The organism is Aeromicrobium sp. 636, assembly GCF_024433585.1.
GTDB classification, from domain to species: domain Bacteria; phylum Actinomycetota; class Actinomycetes; order Propionibacteriales; family Nocardioidaceae; genus Aeromicrobium; species Aeromicrobium senzhongii.
Genome location: NZ_WNJU01000002.1, coordinates 68,676 through 84,487, shown reverse-complemented (window position 1 = coordinate 84,487; position 15,812 = coordinate 68,676). Strand labels below are relative to the sequence as shown.

Annotated in this window: 15 protein-coding genes and 2 riboswitches; of the genes, 6 read left to right on the top strand and 9 right to left on the bottom strand. The window is 71.6% G+C overall.

Annotated features, from left to right (window positions below):
- Positions 1–7 precede the first annotated feature (7 nt).
- The 8 genes from GL325_RS07000 to GL325_RS06965 all read right to left on the bottom strand — a co-directional run bounded on the left by GL325_RS07000 (position 8) and on the right by GL325_RS06965 (position 8,378).
- Entirely contained in the window at positions 8–538 is a 531-nt protein-coding gene (locus GL325_RS07000) for a bifunctional adenosylcobinamide kinase/adenosylcobinamide-phosphate guanylyltransferase (RefSeq protein WP_154596468.1), read from the bottom strand.
- 52 nt (positions 539–590) lie between these two features.
- On the bottom strand, positions 591–1,217 hold the full coding sequence (locus GL325_RS06995; protein WP_154596467.1) for a hypothetical protein: 627 nt from the start codon (positions 1,215–1,217) through the stop codon (positions 591–593).
- Positions 1,214–2,029 carry an ECF transporter S component gene (locus GL325_RS06990; protein WP_255467068.1) on the bottom strand — a complete coding sequence of 272 codons (816 nt, stop codon included), beginning with the start codon at positions 2,027–2,029 and terminating at the stop codon, positions 1,214–1,216. The genes GL325_RS06995 and GL325_RS06990 overlap by 4 nt, the downstream gene beginning before the upstream one ends.
- Positions 2,026–3,627 (bottom strand): ABC transporter ATP-binding protein, encoded by a 1,602-nt coding sequence (locus tag GL325_RS06985; RefSeq protein WP_154596466.1) that lies wholly within the window; start codon positions 3,625–3,627, stop codon positions 2,026–2,028. Before GL325_RS06985 ends, GL325_RS06990 begins: the two co-directional genes overlap by 4 nt.
- Positions 3,624–4,769, bottom strand: coding sequence for an energy-coupling factor transporter transmembrane component T (locus tag GL325_RS06980; protein ID WP_187769086.1), 1,146 nt, complete (start codon positions 4,767–4,769; stop codon positions 3,624–3,626). The genes GL325_RS06985 and GL325_RS06980 overlap by 4 nt, the downstream gene beginning before the upstream one ends.
- Positions 4,770–4,861: 92 nt before the next feature.
- A riboswitch (cobalamin riboswitch) is annotated at positions 4,862–4,943 on the bottom strand.
- A gap of 47 nt (positions 4,944–4,990) precedes the next feature.
- Complete coding sequence (locus tag GL325_RS06975) at positions 4,991–5,848, bottom strand: hypothetical protein (protein ID WP_187769085.1); 858 nt, start codon at positions 5,846–5,848, stop codon at positions 4,991–4,993.
- Positions 5,845–7,401, bottom strand: coding sequence for a hypothetical protein (locus GL325_RS06970; RefSeq protein WP_187769084.1), 1,557 nt, complete (start codon positions 7,399–7,401; stop codon positions 5,845–5,847). The genes GL325_RS06975 and GL325_RS06970 overlap by 4 nt, the downstream gene beginning before the upstream one ends.
- A gap of 69 nt (positions 7,402–7,470) precedes the next feature.
- Positions 7,471–7,609, bottom strand: a riboswitch (cobalamin riboswitch).
- Positions 7,605–8,378 carry an endo alpha-1,4 polygalactosaminidase gene (locus tag GL325_RS06965; RefSeq protein ID WP_187769083.1) on the bottom strand — a complete coding sequence of 258 codons (774 nt, stop codon included), beginning with the start codon at positions 8,376–8,378 and terminating at the stop codon, positions 7,605–7,607. It overlaps the preceding riboswitch by 5 nt.
- Positions 8,379–8,437: 59 nt before the next feature.
- Here GL325_RS06965 and GL325_RS06960 point away from each other — a divergent pair, with 59 nt between their 5' ends.
- Together GL325_RS06960 and GL325_RS06955 are read left to right on the top strand one after the other, a co-directional pair.
- Positions 8,438–10,330 carry an acyl-CoA dehydrogenase gene (locus tag GL325_RS06960; protein ID WP_187769082.1) on the top strand — a complete coding sequence of 631 codons (1,893 nt, stop codon included), beginning with the start codon at positions 8,438–8,440 and terminating at the stop codon, positions 10,328–10,330.
- 104 nt (positions 10,331–10,434) lie between these two features.
- Positions 10,435–11,244, top strand: coding sequence for a hypothetical protein (locus GL325_RS06955; RefSeq protein ID WP_187769081.1), 810 nt, complete (start codon positions 10,435–10,437; stop codon positions 11,242–11,244).
- 65 nt (positions 11,245–11,309) lie between these two features.
- Here GL325_RS06955 and GL325_RS06950 read toward each other — a convergent pair whose 3' ends face one another.
- Positions 11,310–11,798: a MarR family winged helix-turn-helix transcriptional regulator gene (locus GL325_RS06950; protein WP_154596459.1), complete on the bottom strand. Its 489-nt coding sequence runs from the start codon at positions 11,796–11,798 to the stop codon at positions 11,310–11,312.
- 120 nt (positions 11,799–11,918) lie between these two features.
- Here GL325_RS06950 and GL325_RS06945 point away from each other — a divergent pair, with 120 nt between their 5' ends.
- From GL325_RS06945 to GL325_RS06930, 4 genes are read left to right on the top strand one after another with little or no spacing between them, the layout of a single operon-like run.
- A complete protein-coding gene (locus GL325_RS06945) occupies positions 11,919–12,938 on the top strand; it encodes an iron-siderophore ABC transporter substrate-binding protein (protein WP_222865794.1) in 1,020 nt (339 codons plus the stop codon).
- Positions 12,935–13,966, top strand: coding sequence for an iron ABC transporter permease (locus tag GL325_RS06940; protein WP_187769080.1), 1,032 nt, complete (start codon positions 12,935–12,937; stop codon positions 13,964–13,966). The genes GL325_RS06945 and GL325_RS06940 overlap by 4 nt, the downstream gene beginning before the upstream one ends.
- Entirely contained in the window at positions 13,963–15,003 is a 1,041-nt protein-coding gene (locus GL325_RS06935) for an iron chelate uptake ABC transporter family permease subunit (RefSeq protein WP_187769079.1), read from the top strand. The genes GL325_RS06940 and GL325_RS06935 overlap by 4 nt, the downstream gene beginning before the upstream one ends.
- Entirely contained in the window at positions 15,000–15,797 is a 798-nt protein-coding gene (locus GL325_RS06930) for an ABC transporter ATP-binding protein (RefSeq protein WP_187411578.1), read from the top strand. Before GL325_RS06935 ends, GL325_RS06930 begins: the two co-directional genes overlap by 4 nt.
- The last annotated feature ends 15 nt before the right edge of the window (positions 15,798–15,812 follow it).

Below are 15,812 nucleotides of genomic sequence, written 5' to 3'. Positions count from 1 at the left end.
CCCGAGGTCAGAGCCGCAGGACGCGACCCGAGACCACGAGCAGCACCTCGTCGCAGTCGTCGGCGAACCGCTGGTTGACCGTGCCGAGCAGATCACGGAACAACCGGCCCGAGCGGGTCTCGGGAACGACGCCCCACCCGACCTCGTTGGTCACCACGACGACGTCCTCGGCATGGGCGGTCATCGCCAGGATCGCGTCCTCGACCCGCTTCCACAGCAGCGGCTCCCACTCGTCGAGCGTCTTGTCCCAGCCGTCGAGCTCGTCGATCAACGCGGTGACCCAGGTGCCGAGGCAGTCGATGATCACCGGGGTGTCGGCCATCGCGATCGCCTGCTCGAGATCGGCGGTCTCGACCGTCTTCCAGTGCTCGGGACGACGCTCACGATGTGCTTGGACCCGCGCCGCCCAGTCGGGGTCGAACTCGGGGTCCGGCGGCGGGCCGGGGGCGACGTACGTGACGTCGGGCGCGCCGACGACCAACGACTCGGCCTGGAACGACTTGCCGGAGCGCACACCACCGGTGATCAGGGTCCTCATCACCGCAGCCTAGCCCCGCCGGAGACCACTCGTCCCGATCCGTCGGCCGGGGTCACGGACGCCGGCGACGGGCGACGACGAAGGCGGCGACGGCCACCAGGAAGACCGCGCCGATCGCGATCGGCAGCACGGTCGTCACGGCCGTGGGCGACTCGTCGGAGGCCTTCTCGCCGTGGTCCGCCACGACCGCCGCCTCCCGCGTCTGCGCATCGGCGGCGGCGTTCACCTCGACCTTCTCGCCGTCGGACATCTGCTGGTACTTCAGGGCGACGAAGTCACCCGCGGCCAGCTCGTACTCCTGCAGGCCGACCGAGGCGTAGTCCCAGTCCTGGCCCTCCTTCGCCACCATGAACGCCCAGTAGCCCGGGCCGTTGAGCGCGTTGCCGCACTTCTCCTGGGCGGGCGTGGGCTGACCGTCGATCCGGCACACCATCGGCGGCGAGCCCGCGGTGTCCTGGACCTCGACGCCGGCGTCGGTCAGCGCCTTCAGGCCGGTCTGCCCCGCGGCGTGCTGCGCGCACAGGATCCGGTCCTTGCCGTCGAGCGCACCGAACTCCAGGACGATCGGCACGTCCTCGTCGGACTCGCAGGACTCGTGCGCGGTCGCAGCTGTCGGCACGACCGCGACGGCTGCGGCGAGGAGCAGGAGGGCGGCGAGGCGGGCGAACCAGGACTTCACGAAGGCTCCTTCGGGAGGTAGCGGGCGCGCCGGGCGGCACGCCTCAAGGTGGCCAGGACGGCCGGGCCCAGCGTCACGATCAACAGCACGTTCGTGATCGCGCGGCCCAGGTCCCAGCCCCAGAACGACGTCAGCAGGGTGAAGACGAGGAAGCGGTGCAGGTTGTCGAGGACCGGGTCGCCCGGGACCATCGACAGCGAGTCCTCGGCACCGGGGATCGCGATGCCGAGCGTGAAGGGCCACGACGAGAGGTTCATCAGCAGTCCGAACCCGTAGGCCGCGATGATCGCGTACCCGGCGAGCATCGCGATCTCGGCGCGGCCGGTGACACGGCGCGGCAGCAGGCCGGCACCCATCCCCACCCACGCGGCACACAGCATCTGGAACGGCAGCCAGGGCCCCACGCCGGAGGTCAACAGCGCCGAGGCGAACAGGCTCGTGCAGCCCAGGACGAAACCGAAGCCGGCGCCGAAGACGCGTCCGCCGAGGATCAGCAGGAAGAAGACCAGCTCGACGCCCGCCACGCCCGCGCCCAGCGGTCGCACGGCCGCGTTGATCGCGCTCAGCACCCCCAGCATCGCCAGCGCCTTGGAGTCCAGACCGCCCTCGGAGAGCTCGGCGATCACGACCAGGACCACGACGGGCATGAGAGCCATGAACAGGAACGGCTGGTCGACGCGCGTCTCACCGGCAGCCGGCGAGATGATCAGCGGCCACAGCAGCATGACCAGACCGGCGATGCTCGCGGCCGTCAGGACCAACGCCGAGCGCAGGGTCACCGGGACGGCGACACGGGTCCGGGGCGCGCTCACCGGACCACCTCCGACGGCAGCCGGGCCGCGACCTCGTCGACCGTGAGCCAGTCGTGACCGAGCACCTTGGAGACCTGCGGCGCGAACGCCGGCGACTCGGCCAGCACCTCGCGCACCGGGCCCGACGACACGACCTCGCCGTCCGCCAGGACGACGACCGTGTCGGCCACCGTCGCGACGAACTCGACGTCATGACTGGACACGACGATGCCGTGCCCGTCGGCGGCGAGGTCGTGCAGGATGCGGGCCAGCGCCGCCTTGCCCGGGTAGTCCAGACCGCGCGTGGGCTCGTCGAGCGCCACGACCGCGGGCTGGGCGGTCAGCACGACGGCCAGCACGAGAGCCAGCTTCTGACCCTCCGACAGGTCGCGCGGGTGACGGTGTCCCACGATGCCCGGCGCCAGGCGGTCCAGCAGACCTCGGCACGTTCCCGGGGCGACGCCCGCCTGGTCGTCGGCGGCGGCGCACTCGCGGTCGACCGTTTCGAGGTAGAGCAGGTCCGCGGCGGTCTGGGGCACGAGCCCGACGAGCATCCGGGCCTCGACCGGACGGACGTCGCCGGGGTCGACCCCGTCGACGTCGACGACTCCGGAGGTCCGGTCGCCGGTGCCCTGCACGGCCCACAGCAGCGAGCTCTTGCCCGAGCCGTTGCGCCCCATGAGCGCCACGACCTCGCCGTGCCCGACCCTCAGGTCGACGTCGTCGACGGCGGCGAAGTGGCCGTAGCGGACCGTGATGCCCCGTGCCTCCAGCGCCGGCGGACGCTCGGGGGTGTGCGGCCGTGGCGGCGACCCGAGCCGCTCGGCCAGTGGCTTGACCCGGCGCCGGGCCTCGCGCACCGACAGCGGCAGCGGACGCCATCCGGCCAGCCGTCCCAGGTGCACCAACGGTGGCGCCACCGGGGCGTCGACCAACAGCTCGGCCGGCTCGCCGATGCGGACCCGGCCGTCCTCGACCACCGCCAGCCGGTCGGCGAAGGGAACGACCCGCTCCATCCGGTGCTCGGCGACGACCACGGTGAGGGCCAGATCGTCGACGAGGCGGGCGATGGTCGCCAGGACGTCCTCGGCCGCGGTGGGGTCGAGCGCCGACGTGGGCTCGTCCAGCACCAGCACGCGGGGGTGCATCGTCAGGACCGATCCGATGGCGACCCGCTGCTGCTGACCACCGGACAGGGACCGCACCGACCGCCGGCGCAGGTCCGCGATCCCCAGCAGGTCGAGCGTCTCCTCGACCCGGCGGCGCATCGTCCGCGGATCGAGACCGAGGTGCTCCATGCCGTAGGCCAGCTCCTCCTCGACGACGTCGGCGACGAATCCCGAGAGCGGGTCCTGGGCCACGTAGCCGACGAGGTGTGCCAGCTCGCGTGGCGGACGGCCGACGATCGACGCGCCGTCGATGCGGATGTCGCCGGCGAGCGTGCCGCCGGTGAAGTGCGGCACGAGCCCGTTCAGCATCCCCAGCAGGGTCGACTTGCCCGACCCGGTGCGGCCGGACACCAGCACCAGCTCGCCCTCGTCGATCTCGAGGTCGACCCCGGCCAGCGTGGGCACGTCGGCCCCGTCGTACCAGAAGGTGACGTCGTCGAAGGAGATCATGCGGGCTCACCGCCGATCTGGTCGTGGGCGACGGGGGCCTGCGGGGCCACGAAGACCGGCGCGATCGCGATGGCCACGACCAGCAGCGACGTCACGCTCAGCGGCGGCCACCCCGGGACATCGGGGTAGAGCACGGCCACCTGGTGGGTCGAGAGCACCTTGAGTCCCACGGCGACGGCGATCCCGGACGCCGCCGTGAGGTACTCCGCGGCGTACCACCGCAGGGGCCGGTACCGGGTGCGGTGGACCCGCCGGCCCGCGGACCGCAGGGCCAGCACGGCGAAGACGAGCCCGACGACCAGCATCGGATAGGACAGCACCCGCGGCGCCGCGCCGTCGAGGTAGCCGTAGGTGCCGACGATCAGCCCGAACAGGCCGAGCAGCATCAGCACCCCGGTGACGAACCGCTCGCGCGGAGCCGCCGCGCCGCTGCGGCCATACCCGCGTGCGTCCATCCCCGCGGCGAGGGTCATCGAGCGGTCGAGCGCGTCCTCCAGCACCGGGATCACGACACGATGCATCGCGCCCGTGCCCCGGCTGGCGTCGCCGCGCAGCTTGCGGGCGCGGTTGACCCGGCGGACGCTCTCAGCCAGCTGCGGGAACACCGAGACGGCCACGACCAGGGCGGCGCCGACCTCGTAGAGCGCCGGCGGGGCCGAGGCGAGCAGCCGCTTGGGGTTGGCCAGCGAGTTCGCGGCGCCGACGCAGATGATCAGGGCGGCCAGCCGCATCCCGTCGTACATGCCGACCAGCACCTCGTTGACGGTGACGTCGCCGAGGAGCTGGATCCCGCGCGCCGCCTCGGGCAACGGGATCTCGGGAAGGTGGAACAGCACCGGGTCGTCCGGGGCCGATCCGCCTCCGAGCACGATGCGGAAGACCACCCGCATCACCACGATGAGCAGTCCGAAGTAGAGGTAGTACCGGAACGACAGGGCCCATGGCGCGTCGCCGCGGCATGCCGCCACCACGAGTCCCGCGATCGCGACCATCGCCAGGAGCAGGAAGGGATTGAGCGTGAAGGACGCTCCGGCGGCGAGGCCGAGCGCCCACAGCCACCAGGCTCCGGGGTGCAGTTCGCGACGCGGCCGGCCCGGAGACCGACCTGTGATGGGTGCGGCAGGGTCGGCGAGCGTGGTCATCTCGTCCCCTTCCCCGCGGCACGGGGGCGGGGACCACGAGGAGTCGGCGCCCACCGGTTGTTGCGCGACAACATGTGGTGGCGGTCCGACACGGGTTCCCGACTCGCCCCGCGCGCCTCGGCGCGACGGAACTCACGGTTGCGGCACAGCACCGGATTCGCACCGGTTTCCCCTGGGCCGGACCTGGGTTCAACGCGGTCGAGTCTATCCCCCATCCCGGCTCAGACTCCCCGCCGACGGCGCCAGACGATGCCGGCCGCGGCGGCCAGCACGACCCCGACGGCGATCGCGGCGGCGATCACGGGGGCCCCGGTACCCGCCGCATCGGTCTCGGCGGCCGCCGGCCGGACGGACCTGTCGGCGCCGCCTGCCGCGCCGATCGCGTCGCCGGGCGCGGACGTGGCGGTGGTGGGCGCCGTCGCGGACGACGAAGCCGTCGGGCCGGGAGTCGTCGGGGTTCCCGTCGGCGCGGCACTGGGCACGGTGGTGACCGATCCCGGCGCAGCGGTCGCTCCTGGCCGCGACTTCGCCACCGGAGCGTCCTTCGCCGTGGTGCCCCCGTCCGACGAACGCGGCGGCTTCTTCGTGGCACCGGCATCCGACGGAGCGGGGCGCTCGGGGGCCTTCGCCGTCGCGACCGGCGCAGGGACCGACGGCAGGGTCCGCCGCTGCGAGCGCTGGAAGACGAACGCCACCGAGCCGCCGGTGGGCACCTTGAGGGAGGTGACACCCAAGCTGGAGTACACCCACGAGCCGGACTTCCCGTCGGACCAGAACAACCCCCAGTAGGCGTCGTTGGGCGATGCCTCGACGCAGGGGTCGGAGGCCGGCGCACCGTCGACCCGGCACACGAAGCCCGGGGCTCGCGAGGCGTACTTCAGGGTGTGGCCCGCGTCGGAGAAGTTGTCGGACGCGCGACCGCCGCCGTCACGATCGCAGCCGACCGATCCGTTGACGACGACCGTGACGCCGGTTCCGGGCGCACAGGCCGCGGCATGGGCGGGCGCGGTCCCTCCCGCCACGCCGGCGGCGACCCCGAGCAGGGCCGCCGCCAGCGCGCGCACGAGACGTGTCGTCACTTCACGACCCGGAAGGAGGTCGCACCCTGGCGATCGGTGAACGCGCCGCGCACGACGACCTTGGCCGTGCCGGTCTTGCGGCCGACCTTGAACCGGTACGTGTACGTGCCCTGCGCCGAGGCGACACCGCGCCTGACGACCTTGCCCCGGTACTGGATCCGGACCGGCTCGCGGGCAGCGAGTCCGCGCACGACGACCTTCTGGACCTTGGCGCGCTTGACCTTCTTCCTGGCCTTCGCGACGGCGAGCTTGCGGGCGCCCAGGACCGTGACCGACGTGGAGCCGGCTCGGTTGCCGCGCGAGCCCGTGACGGTGACCGTGCGCGTGGCGGTGCCGGCCGGAGTCGCGACGGACGCCGTCACGACGCCGTTCGCCGGCACGGTGCCGCGGGCCGTGCCGCCCCCGGCGATCGTGGCCGTGTACTTCTCACCCGGTCGCAGTCCCGTGGCCCGCACGGACGCCGCGCGCCGGGCGCTGACGAACGTCCCGGACCGGGTCACCTCGACCTTCGTGGCCGACAGCTGCGCCTGGACCCCGGCGGCCGCCTGGGCGGTGGCACGGATCCACTGGTCGCGACTCTCGTCCGTGATCCCCTCGTCCGTGCCGGTCGCCATCGCGGCGGCGTCGTACGCGACCGCGCCGATCTCGTTGGCCAGGGCCGTGTCCTCGGCCTTGGCGTCCGTCACCTGGTGCTTCACGAGCCAGGCGGCCGCGGACCCGGCGGCTCCCGCCTGACCCGCCAGCCGCAGCGCCGTCGCCGCCAGACCGGTCGAGTTCGTGTTCGGGGTGCCGTTCCCGACGAACGATCCGTCCGCGGCCTGTGCCGACGCCAGCGCCTTCGCCGCGGCCGCGAGCTCGTCGGCGACGCCGGTGTGGCCGGCCTTCACCGCTTCGGCGAGGGCGATCGTCGCGAAGGCCGTCGAGTCGACCTCGATCGTGGACTCGCAGGCGGCGGCGTAGTTCTGCAGGAACGAGCCGTTCGGGCACTGCTTCGACAGCAGGAACGCCACGGACTCGTCGGCCTCGTCGCTGCCCGCCGCGACCAGGGCGCGCGTGGCCCAGGTCTGGCCGACGCCGCCGTAGGTCAAGCCGGGATCGATGGCTCCGGTGGTGTCGTCGGTGAGGCGCTCGATCTGCGCGACCAGGTCGGTGCCGTTCACGTCGGAGGCATCGCCGCCCACCGCTTCGACCGCGACCGCGAGCTTGCCACCCGAGCCGGGGTAGAACGTGACCTTCGACCCGTCGTCGTAGGTGGTGTAGTCCGCGACCTTCGCGCTGACGGCATCGACGATGCGGGTCTGCGTCGCCGTCCGCGTCCCGAGCTCGTTCAACGCGAAGAACACGTCGAGCGACAGTCCGTAGTCGTCGAAGCCGCCCCAGTTCGGGTTGTGCACGAGGCCGCCGGTGAGCTGGTCGTCCAGCCAGCGCGCGGCGGAGTACGCATAGCTGTTGGGGGCCGCGGAAGCGGCGGGAGTGACGGCGACGGCCGTCGAGAGGGCGATCGCGCCGGAGGCGACGGCGATCAGGGCGCGCTGGCGCACGGGTGACTTCATGGGGTTCCTTCCCGCTGCAGAACGGGAGGAGCCCGCGAAGGGCACCACCCGCTGTATTCCTCGACAGCGAATTGGTCGGTTCCGACAGGCAGGTGCTCCGGCTCGCCGGCCCGGGAAGGGCCGATCTCACGGTTGCGGGTCAGCGCCGGATTCTCACCGGCTTCCCCTGACACTGCGGAAGATGTGTGGTTGTGGCGAGCACGCTAGCAGGTGCGGAAGACGTGCCCGGGCCGCCCACGGGCGATGAGATCACGATCACGCAGCACGACCGAGATCCGCGAGCCCCGCGCCCGGCAGGCCCGGGCGAAGGCCTCGCGGCCGTTGTCGGTGTACTCCACCTCGATCACCCGGCGGCCGTACATCCGCGCGTATCGGCCGCACTCGCGGTACACCTCGCACTCCTCGGCCACGGCGAAGTCGAAGCCCAGCCTCCGACCGTTCAGGCCGGCCGTGTTCTTCTGCGCGATCGCGAGGCGCTCGGCGTGCGCGGCACGCACCAGGAGTCTCGCGTGAGCGCGGGCATGCGAGCGCTTCAGCAGCTTCTTCGAGCGGGTCCACGAGTCGAGGTTGTCCGGCTCGACGGCCCGGAAACCGCGGTCGGCACAGCCGGCGAACCACCTCCGGGCGATCCTCGCCGCGGCGGCGCGCTTCCTCGCCGTGCGCAGGTCCAGCAGGACCTCGCCGGGCCAGTCGCGGTCGCGCACGAGGCGGCCCTTGCCATCGCGCAACAACAGCCCGGGGTGCTTCTTCCGCCACCACGAGAGGCGGCCCGGCTGCGTCTGGAACGCGTTCACGTAACAGACCGAGTACACGCCGGAGGCCGGTTTCGCGGTGCGATCACGGACCACGATCTCGACGCCGGACGCGGGCCGGTAGGCGCCGCCGAGCTGGTAGTCGGCCGTTCCGCCCGCCGGCGGCAGCGCGATCGGAGTGACCGCGGTGAGCACGGCCAGCGCCAGCGAGACCACGAACGTCATGCCTCACCTGTACCACTCTTCGCCGTGTCGCGGTGGGCGCTCGCCACTAGCCTGTGGCCATGAGTCTCGGTGAGGAACTTCGACGGTCGATCGACGGCAAGTGGCGCCACGTGCGCGAGCAGAGCCGGGTGGAGCTGGCGGCGCTGGACCTGGCGTACGACCACTCGCTGAGCCTGGACGAGGCCCGCGAGCGGGTGCTGGACCAGATGAAGCAGCTCGTGCCCACCGGCATCCCGGCGGCCGGGTTCCGCACCGAGAACGGCGGCACCGGCGACCCCGGCATGGCCGTCACGGGCATCGAGATGCTCGCGCAGTTCGACCTGTCGCTCATGGTCAAGGCGGGCGTCCAGTGGGGCCTGTTCGGCGGCGCCATCGAGAACCTGGGCACCGAGCGTCACCACGAGGCGTACATCCCGGCCCTCATCAACCTGGACCTGTTGGGCTGCTTCGCGATGACCGAGACCGGCCACGGCAGCGACGTCCAGAGTCTCGAGACGACGGCCACCTACGACCCGACGACGCAGGAGTTCGTGATCGACTCCCCCACGCCGTCGGCGCGCAAGGACTACATCGGCGGCGCGGCCAAGCACGCCCGGGTCGCCGCGGTGTTCGCGCGGCTGATCACCCTGGGCGAGGACCACGGCGTGCACTGCTTCGTGGTGCCGATCCGCGACGAGGCCGGCGACGACCTGCCCGGCGTCACGACGAGCGACTGCGGGTACAAGGGCGGCCTCGGCGGCGTCGACAACGGCCGCATCATGTTCGACCAGGTACGGATCCCGCGCGACAACCTGCTGAACCGCTACGGCAGCGTCGACGAGGGTGGCGTCTACTCCTCGCCCATCGAGAGCCGCAACGCGCGCTTCTTCACCATGATCGGCACGCTCATCCGCGGCCGCGTCAGCGTCGGCGGGTCGGCGCGAGCCGCCGCCGAGGTCGCGCTCAGCATCGCCGGTCGCTACGCCCTGCAGCGTCGCCAGTTCGAGGGCGTTCCCGGCGAGGAGACGGTGCTGATGGATTACCGGATGCACCAGCGCCGCCTGCTGCCGCTGATCGCGGAGGCGTACGCCCTCCGGTTCGCGCACAACCAGCTCGTCGCGCGCATGGACCGGTTGCAGACCGAGGCCGACCCCGACGCGCACGCCCAGCGTGAGCTCGAGGGACGCGCCGCCGGCCTCAAGGCCGCGCAGACCTCGTTCGCGAGCAGGGCCATCCAGGAGTGCCGTGAGGCGTGCGGCGGCGCCGGTTACCTGGCCGAGAACCGCCTCACGACCCTGCGCGCCGACAGCGACGTCTTCACCACGTTCGAGGGTGACAACGTCGTGCTGCTGCAGCTCGTGGCCAAGGAGCTGCTGACGTCCTACGCCAAGGAGGTCACCGGCCTGGACCCCGTCGGCATGGTGCGCTTCGCGGCCAGCACGGTGGCCGACACCGTCAAGGAGCGCACGGCCGCGACGCAGCTGATCCAGCGCCTGATCGACGCGCGCTCCAACGACGACGAGCACAACCTGCTCGATCGCGGTACCCAGCTCAACCTCTTCGAGGACCGCGAGCAGCACGTCATCGAGACGGCCGCGCGCCGGCTGCGCCGGGCCGGCAAGGACCAGGGCGAGGCGTTCTCGACGTTCAACGCCGCACAGGACCACGTCGTGAAGATCGGCCAGGTGCACATCGACCGCATCGTGCTGGAGGCCTTCACCGCCGGCATCGCACGCTGTGAGGACGAGGAGGCCGCCGACCTGCTGCGCGACGTCTGCTCGCTCTACGCGCTCACCGTGATCGAGCGGGACAAGGCGTGGTTCATGGAGCACAACCGGATCAGCGACACGCGCGCCAAGGCCGTCACGACCGAGGTCAACGCCCTGCTGGAACGGCTGCGTCCGCACACGCTGGCACTCATCGACGGGCTCGGTGTTCCCGAGTCGAGTCTCGGCGCCGAGATGCTCGACTGAGAACGTCGCGACACGACCGGAGGAGACTCTCCAGTCCGCCTGCGCGACGGTCGGCGCCGTGCCAGAATGTCGCTCGCACCATCCATCTCATCTCGGGGAGAACCATGAACCGACGCTTCACCAAGGGCGCGCTGCTCGCGGCAGCCGCCATGACCATCTCGCTGGCTTCGCCGGTCACGGCCCAGGCCCAGGAGTCCGGCTCCGCGGCCACCGCCGTCCCGCAGCCCGCACCGGCCGCGACCGCGCAGTCCACGCTGCGCTCGTCCGGCGTCTCGGCCGCCCAGGCCGCGCCAGTCCAGATCACCAGCTTCACGCTGGCCCGTCGCTACTCGTGGGAACAGCGCATCGCCAAGGAGGCGGAGGTCTCCACCGGCATCGCCGTCAGCGGCAGCGTCGCTCCGGGTTACTCGGTCCGCGACTTCACGGCCGACCTGTACATCAACGGCCGCCTGATCGGCCCGGTCACCTTCTCGCCCTACGCGAGCTCGGTGCGCTGGCACAAGCGCTTCGGCTACGGCGTCGCCCAGCTGCGCAACCTGCGCGCCAACGTCTACACGTCGGGCGGCGGCGGCCTCATGAACGTCAGCGGGGCCACCAACAGCAACCAGTTCCGCATCCTCCGCCAGTTCGACCGCCGCCTGAAGATGAAGTACAGCAAGCGCGGCTCCAAGATGACGGTCCGCGCGACCAAGTGGCGCGTCTACCAGCCCAACGGCAAGCTGGCCACCGTCCGCAAGGTGAAGCTGCAGCGCCTCAAGGGCGGCAAGTGGCGCAACTTCAAGAACATCAAGGTGAACAAGTCCGGCAACGGCAAGATCACCTTCAAGTCCAAGAAGAAGTACAAGTACCGCCTGAACTACAAGACGACGACGACGATCGAGGGCGCGCGCACGTACGCGACGGCCAAGGTCTGACCCAGTCACCGCCCCTGCGCCGGTCCACCTTCGGGTGGGCCGGCGCTTCGCGTTTGCGGCCGGCGTCAGGTCCAGTCGCCGCGGCGCAGGGGCGTGAGCAACTCGTGGATCGTGGTCTGGTCGCCCGGACTGATCTCGTCGAGGCCGAAGTCCATCGCGACCAAGGCCTGCGTCGCGTCGTCCAGCACCTGCCGACCGGCGTCGGTGAGCGAGGCCAGTGCGCGGCGCCGGTCGCTCGGGTCGATGCGACGATCGACGAGCCCGTCGGCGACGAGCCGGTCGATCACGTTGGTGACCGAGGTCGGGTGCACCATCAGCCGCTCGCCGATCTTCGACAACGGCAACGAGCCGGACGAGCTGAACGAGAGCAGCCGCAGCACCTCGTACCGGGCGAACGTGATGCCGAACGGCCGCAGCGCCGCGTCGAGCCGCGAGGCCAGGAGCTGGTGGACCCGCATGATCGACGTGGCCAGTCGCATCGACGTCGCGTCCCCGATCCGCTCGGCCCACAGCTGCGCCGCGCGCTCGATGGGATCGAAGTCCAGTCCGGCCATGGCCCCACCGTAGCGATCGGCCCGGATGCGCCCGCCGACGTGTGGCGCACCGCACGTTCACCCCGCAGATGAGATTAGCGTAGCCTTACCTAGTCACGCTCTTCATCGAAAGGCACTACCGTGCGCCTCGCACCCCTGCTGGCCGCCGCGACCCTCGCGTTCAGCCTGGCCGCCTGCGGCTCCTCCTCCTCCGACGACTCCAACGAAGCCTCGGGGGCTTCGGGTGAGAACTTCCCCGTCACGATCGAGCACGCCCTGGGCAAGACCGAGATCACGAGCGAGCCGAAGCGCGTCGCCACCGTCGCCTGGTCGAACCAGGACACCGCCCTCGCGCTGGGCGTCGTGCCGGTCGGCATGCCCAAGGCCACGTACGGCGACGACGACACCGACGGGCTGCACCCGTGGGTCAAGGACAAGATCGACGAGCTCGAGGGCGAGACTCCCGTCCTGTTCGACGAGACCGAAGGCATCGACGCCGCCGCGGTCGCCCAGACCAGCCCCGACCTGATCCTCGCGCCCAACTCCGGCCTGACGAAGGAGGAGTACGAGACGCTCTCCAAGATCGCGCCGACCGTCGCGTTCCCCGACGAGGCGTGGGGCACCACGTGGCGCGACGCCATCAAGCTGACCGGCCAGGCGCTGGGCAAGACCGACCAGGCGACGCAGCTGATCGCCGACCTCGAGCAGCAGATGGCCGACGCCGTCGCGAAGCACCCGCAGATCAAGGGCAAGACGGCCGTCATGAGCTGGATCGACCCGACCGACCTGAGCAAGGTCGGCTACTACACCGCCTTCGACACCCGCGCGGCGTTCCTCAACGACCTCGGCTTCTCGACGCCGGACTTCGTCACGAAGGCCTCGGAGTCGTCCGACCAGTTCTTCCTCGAGGTCAGCTCCGAGAAGGCCGACGAGCTCGCCGGTGCAGACGTCTTCGTGGGCTACGGCGACGCCGCGGCCCTCACGAAGGCCCAGGCCCACCCGCTGGTCGGCAAGATCCCCGCGATCGAGCGCGGATCCGTCGCCCTGTTGAAGGACAACACCCCGCTGGCCGCGGCCGTGTCGCCGTCGGCCCTCTCGATCCCGTGGATGCTCGACGACTACGTCGCGCTGCTCGCGGATGCCTCTTCGAAGGTGAAGTGACCGCAACGCTCGAACCGACCGTGGGGGACGCCGCCAGGACGCGGCGTCCCCCGTGGTGGTTGCTGGTCAGCCTGATCGCGCTGGCCGTGGCCGTGTTCCTCTCGGTCGCGTTCGGTGCACGGGTGGTCAGCCTCGGTGAGGTCTGGACGGCCCTGACGACCGACTCCGAGGACGTCACCTCGGCCGCCGTCCGCTCACGCGTCCCTCGCACCATCTTGGCCATCGTGGTCGGAGCGGCCCTGGCCATGGCCGGCGCCGTGCTGCAGGCCGTCACCCGCAACCCCCTCGCCGACCCCTTCATCCTGGGCATCAACTCCGGCGCCTCGTTGCTCGTCGTGATCGCCATCGCCTTCTTCGGTGCGGCCACCATGCCGCTCTACATCGTCTTCGCGCTGGCCGGCGCTGCCCTGGCCGCCGTCTTCGTCTACGCGGTGGGCTCGCTGGGCATCGGCGGACCGACGCCGCTCAAGCTCGCGCTCGCCGGCGCCATCACCACCGCGGCGTTCACGTCGCTGTCGAGCGCGATCCTGCTGCCGCGCATCGACGTCATGCGGGTCTTCCGCTTCTGGCAGGTCGGCAGCGTGGGACGCGCAGACAACCACGACACGCTGATGGTCCTGCCGATCCTGCTCGTGGGCGCGGCCGTGTGCCTGCTCGCCGCCCGATCGCTCAACATCCTCGCGCTGGGCGACGATGCCGCCGCCGGGCTCGGCGTCCACGTCACCCGGACCCGCCTCGGCGGCGCGGCCGGCGCGATCATCCTGTGCGGCAGCGCGACCGCGCTGGCCGGGCCGATCGGCTTCATCGGCCTGATCGTGCCGCACCTGGTCCGTCAGCTCGTCGGGGCCGACCACCGCTGGCTGCTGCCGATCTGCGCCGTCACCGGGGCCGCCCTGCTCACCCTCGCCGACGTCACCGGGCGCGTGCTGGGGCGCCCCGGCGAGATCGACGTCGGCGTGGTCACGGCCCTCATCGGTGGACCCGTCTTCTTGTGGGTCGTCCTGCGTGGCCGGGGAGCCCGGGCATGACCGCGAACCGCACGACCACCGCCACCGTCCGCGCCGTCCGCATGCACGGCGCCCGCCGTGCGCGCTTCGCGATCGCCGGCCTGGCCGTCCTGGTCGCCGTCCTGTTCCTCGTCTCGCTGTCCGTGGGCACGCCGATCTACTCGCCCGGCGACGTGTGGAAGGTGCTGACCGGTCAGTTCGTCCCGGGTGCGTCCTTCATCGTCGGCGAGCTGCGCCTGCCCCGGGCCACGCTGGCCGCGGTCGCCGGCGCCTGCTTCGGCCTGGCCGGCGTCACCTTCCAGACGATGCTGCGCAACCCGCTGGCCAGCCCCGACATCATCGGCATCACCAACGGCGCCAACGCCGCCGCCCTCTTCGCGATCGTCGTCCTGGGCCTGAGCGGCCTGGCTGTCTCACTCGGCGCCGTCGCCGCGGGCGTCGCGACCGCCGCCGTCATCTACGCCCTGGCGTCCAGCGGCGCCGCCGTCGGCACGCGCCTGATCCTCGTGGGCATCGGCATCGCGGCGATGCTCAACAGTGTCACCGCCTACCTGCTGGTCTACGCGAACGAGTGGGACCTGAGCCGCGCCATGCGGTGGCTCAACGGCAGCCTCAACCTGGCCGACTGGGACGGCGTCGCTCTGGTCGCCCTCCCCTTCGTCGTGTTGACGCCGGTCCTGCTGCTGCTCGGCCGGCGGCTGATGCTGCTGCGCCTGGGCGAGGACCTCGCGGCCGGACTGGGCGTTCCGGTCGAGACGACGCGGCGGCTGCTGGTCCTGGTGGCCGTGGCCCTCGCCGCGTTCGCGACCGCGGCGACCGGCCCGATCCTGTTCGTCGCGTTCATGGCCGGTCCGATCGCGACGCGACTGGTCGGCCACCGTGGCTCGCTCATGGTGCCGTCCGCCCTGGTCGGGGCGGCCCTGGTCCTGGCTGCCGACCTCATCGGCCAGTACGCCTTCGACGCCCGGTATCCCGTCGGCGTCATCACCGGTGCGCTCGGAGCGCCGTTCCTGATCTACCTGCTCATTCGCACCCAGCGCACGGGAGGCTCCCTGTGACCACCACCTTGACGACCGAGGCCCTGACCCTGGCGTACGGCGACCGCACGATCGTCTCCGACCTGAGCCTGTCCCTGCCGGCCGGACGCATCACGACCATCGTCGGCGCCAACGCGTGCGGCAAGTCGACCCTGCTGCGTGGGATGGCGCGCCTGCTCACGCCCGAGCGCGGACGCGTCCTGCTCGACGGGCAGGACATCCACACGATGGCGACCAAGGAGGTCGCCCGCCACCTGGGCCTGCTCCCCCAGTCGCCGATCGCCCCCGAGGGCATCACCGTCGCGGAGCTCGTGGCCCAGGGCCGCCACCCGCACCGGCGCACCTTCGCGCGCTGGACCGCTGCCGAGGACGAGATCGTCGCCGAGGCCCTGGAGACGACGGGCGTGCTGGACCTGGCCGACCGGGTCGTCGACGAGCTCTCCGGCGGGCAGCGTCAGCGCGTCTGGATCGCGCTCTCGCTGGCCCAGCAGACCGAGGTGCTGCTGCTCGACGAGCCGACGACGTTCCTGGACGTCTGCCACCAGATCGAGGTGCTGGACCTGCTGACCGACCTCAACCGCTCGCGCGGCACCACCATCGCCATGGTCCTGCACGACCTGAACCTCGCCGCCCGCTACGCCGATCACCTGGTCGCCGTGCGCGACGGCGCCGTGCACGCCCAGGGCTCGGCCGAGGAGGTCCTCACCGAGGAGACGGTCAAGATCGTCTTCGGCCTCGACGCGCGCGTCGTCGAGGACCCCATCAGCGGTCGCCCCCTGGTGCTGCCGCTGGGCCGGCACCACGTCAGCGCCTGAGACGACGGTTCCACG

Bases quoted from the DNA above. Each gene is read 5' to 3' on its own strand.
- GL325_RS07000 (WP_154596468.1), bottom strand. From the start codon at position 538: ATGAGGACCCTGATCACCGGTGGTGTGCGCTCCGGCAAGTCGTTCCAG.
- GL325_RS06985 (WP_154596466.1), bottom strand. From the start codon at position 3,627: ATGATCTCCTTCGACGACGTCACCTTCTGGTACGACGGGGCCGACGTG.
- GL325_RS06980 (WP_187769086.1), bottom strand. From the start codon at position 4,769: ATGACCACGCTCGCCGACCCTGCCGCACCCATCACAGGTCGGTCTCCG.
- GL325_RS06970 (WP_187769084.1), bottom strand. From the start codon at position 7,401: ATGAAGTCACCCGTGCGCCAGCGCGCCCTGATCGCCGTCGCCTCCGGC.
- GL325_RS06965 (WP_187769083.1), bottom strand. From the start codon at position 8,378: ATGACGTTCGTGGTCTCGCTGGCGCTGGCCGTGCTCACCGCGGTCACT.
- GL325_RS06960 (WP_187769082.1), top strand. From the start codon at position 8,438: ATGAGTCTCGGTGAGGAACTTCGACGGTCGATCGACGGCAAGTGGCGC.
- GL325_RS06955 (WP_187769081.1), top strand. From the start codon at position 10,435: ATGAACCGACGCTTCACCAAGGGCGCGCTGCTCGCGGCAGCCGCCATG.
- GL325_RS06950 (WP_154596459.1), bottom strand. From the start codon at position 11,798: ATGGCCGGACTGGACTTCGATCCCATCGAGCGCGCGGCGCAGCTGTGG.
- GL325_RS06935 (WP_187769079.1), top strand. From the start codon at position 13,963: ATGACCGCGAACCGCACGACCACCGCCACCGTCCGCGCCGTCCGCATG.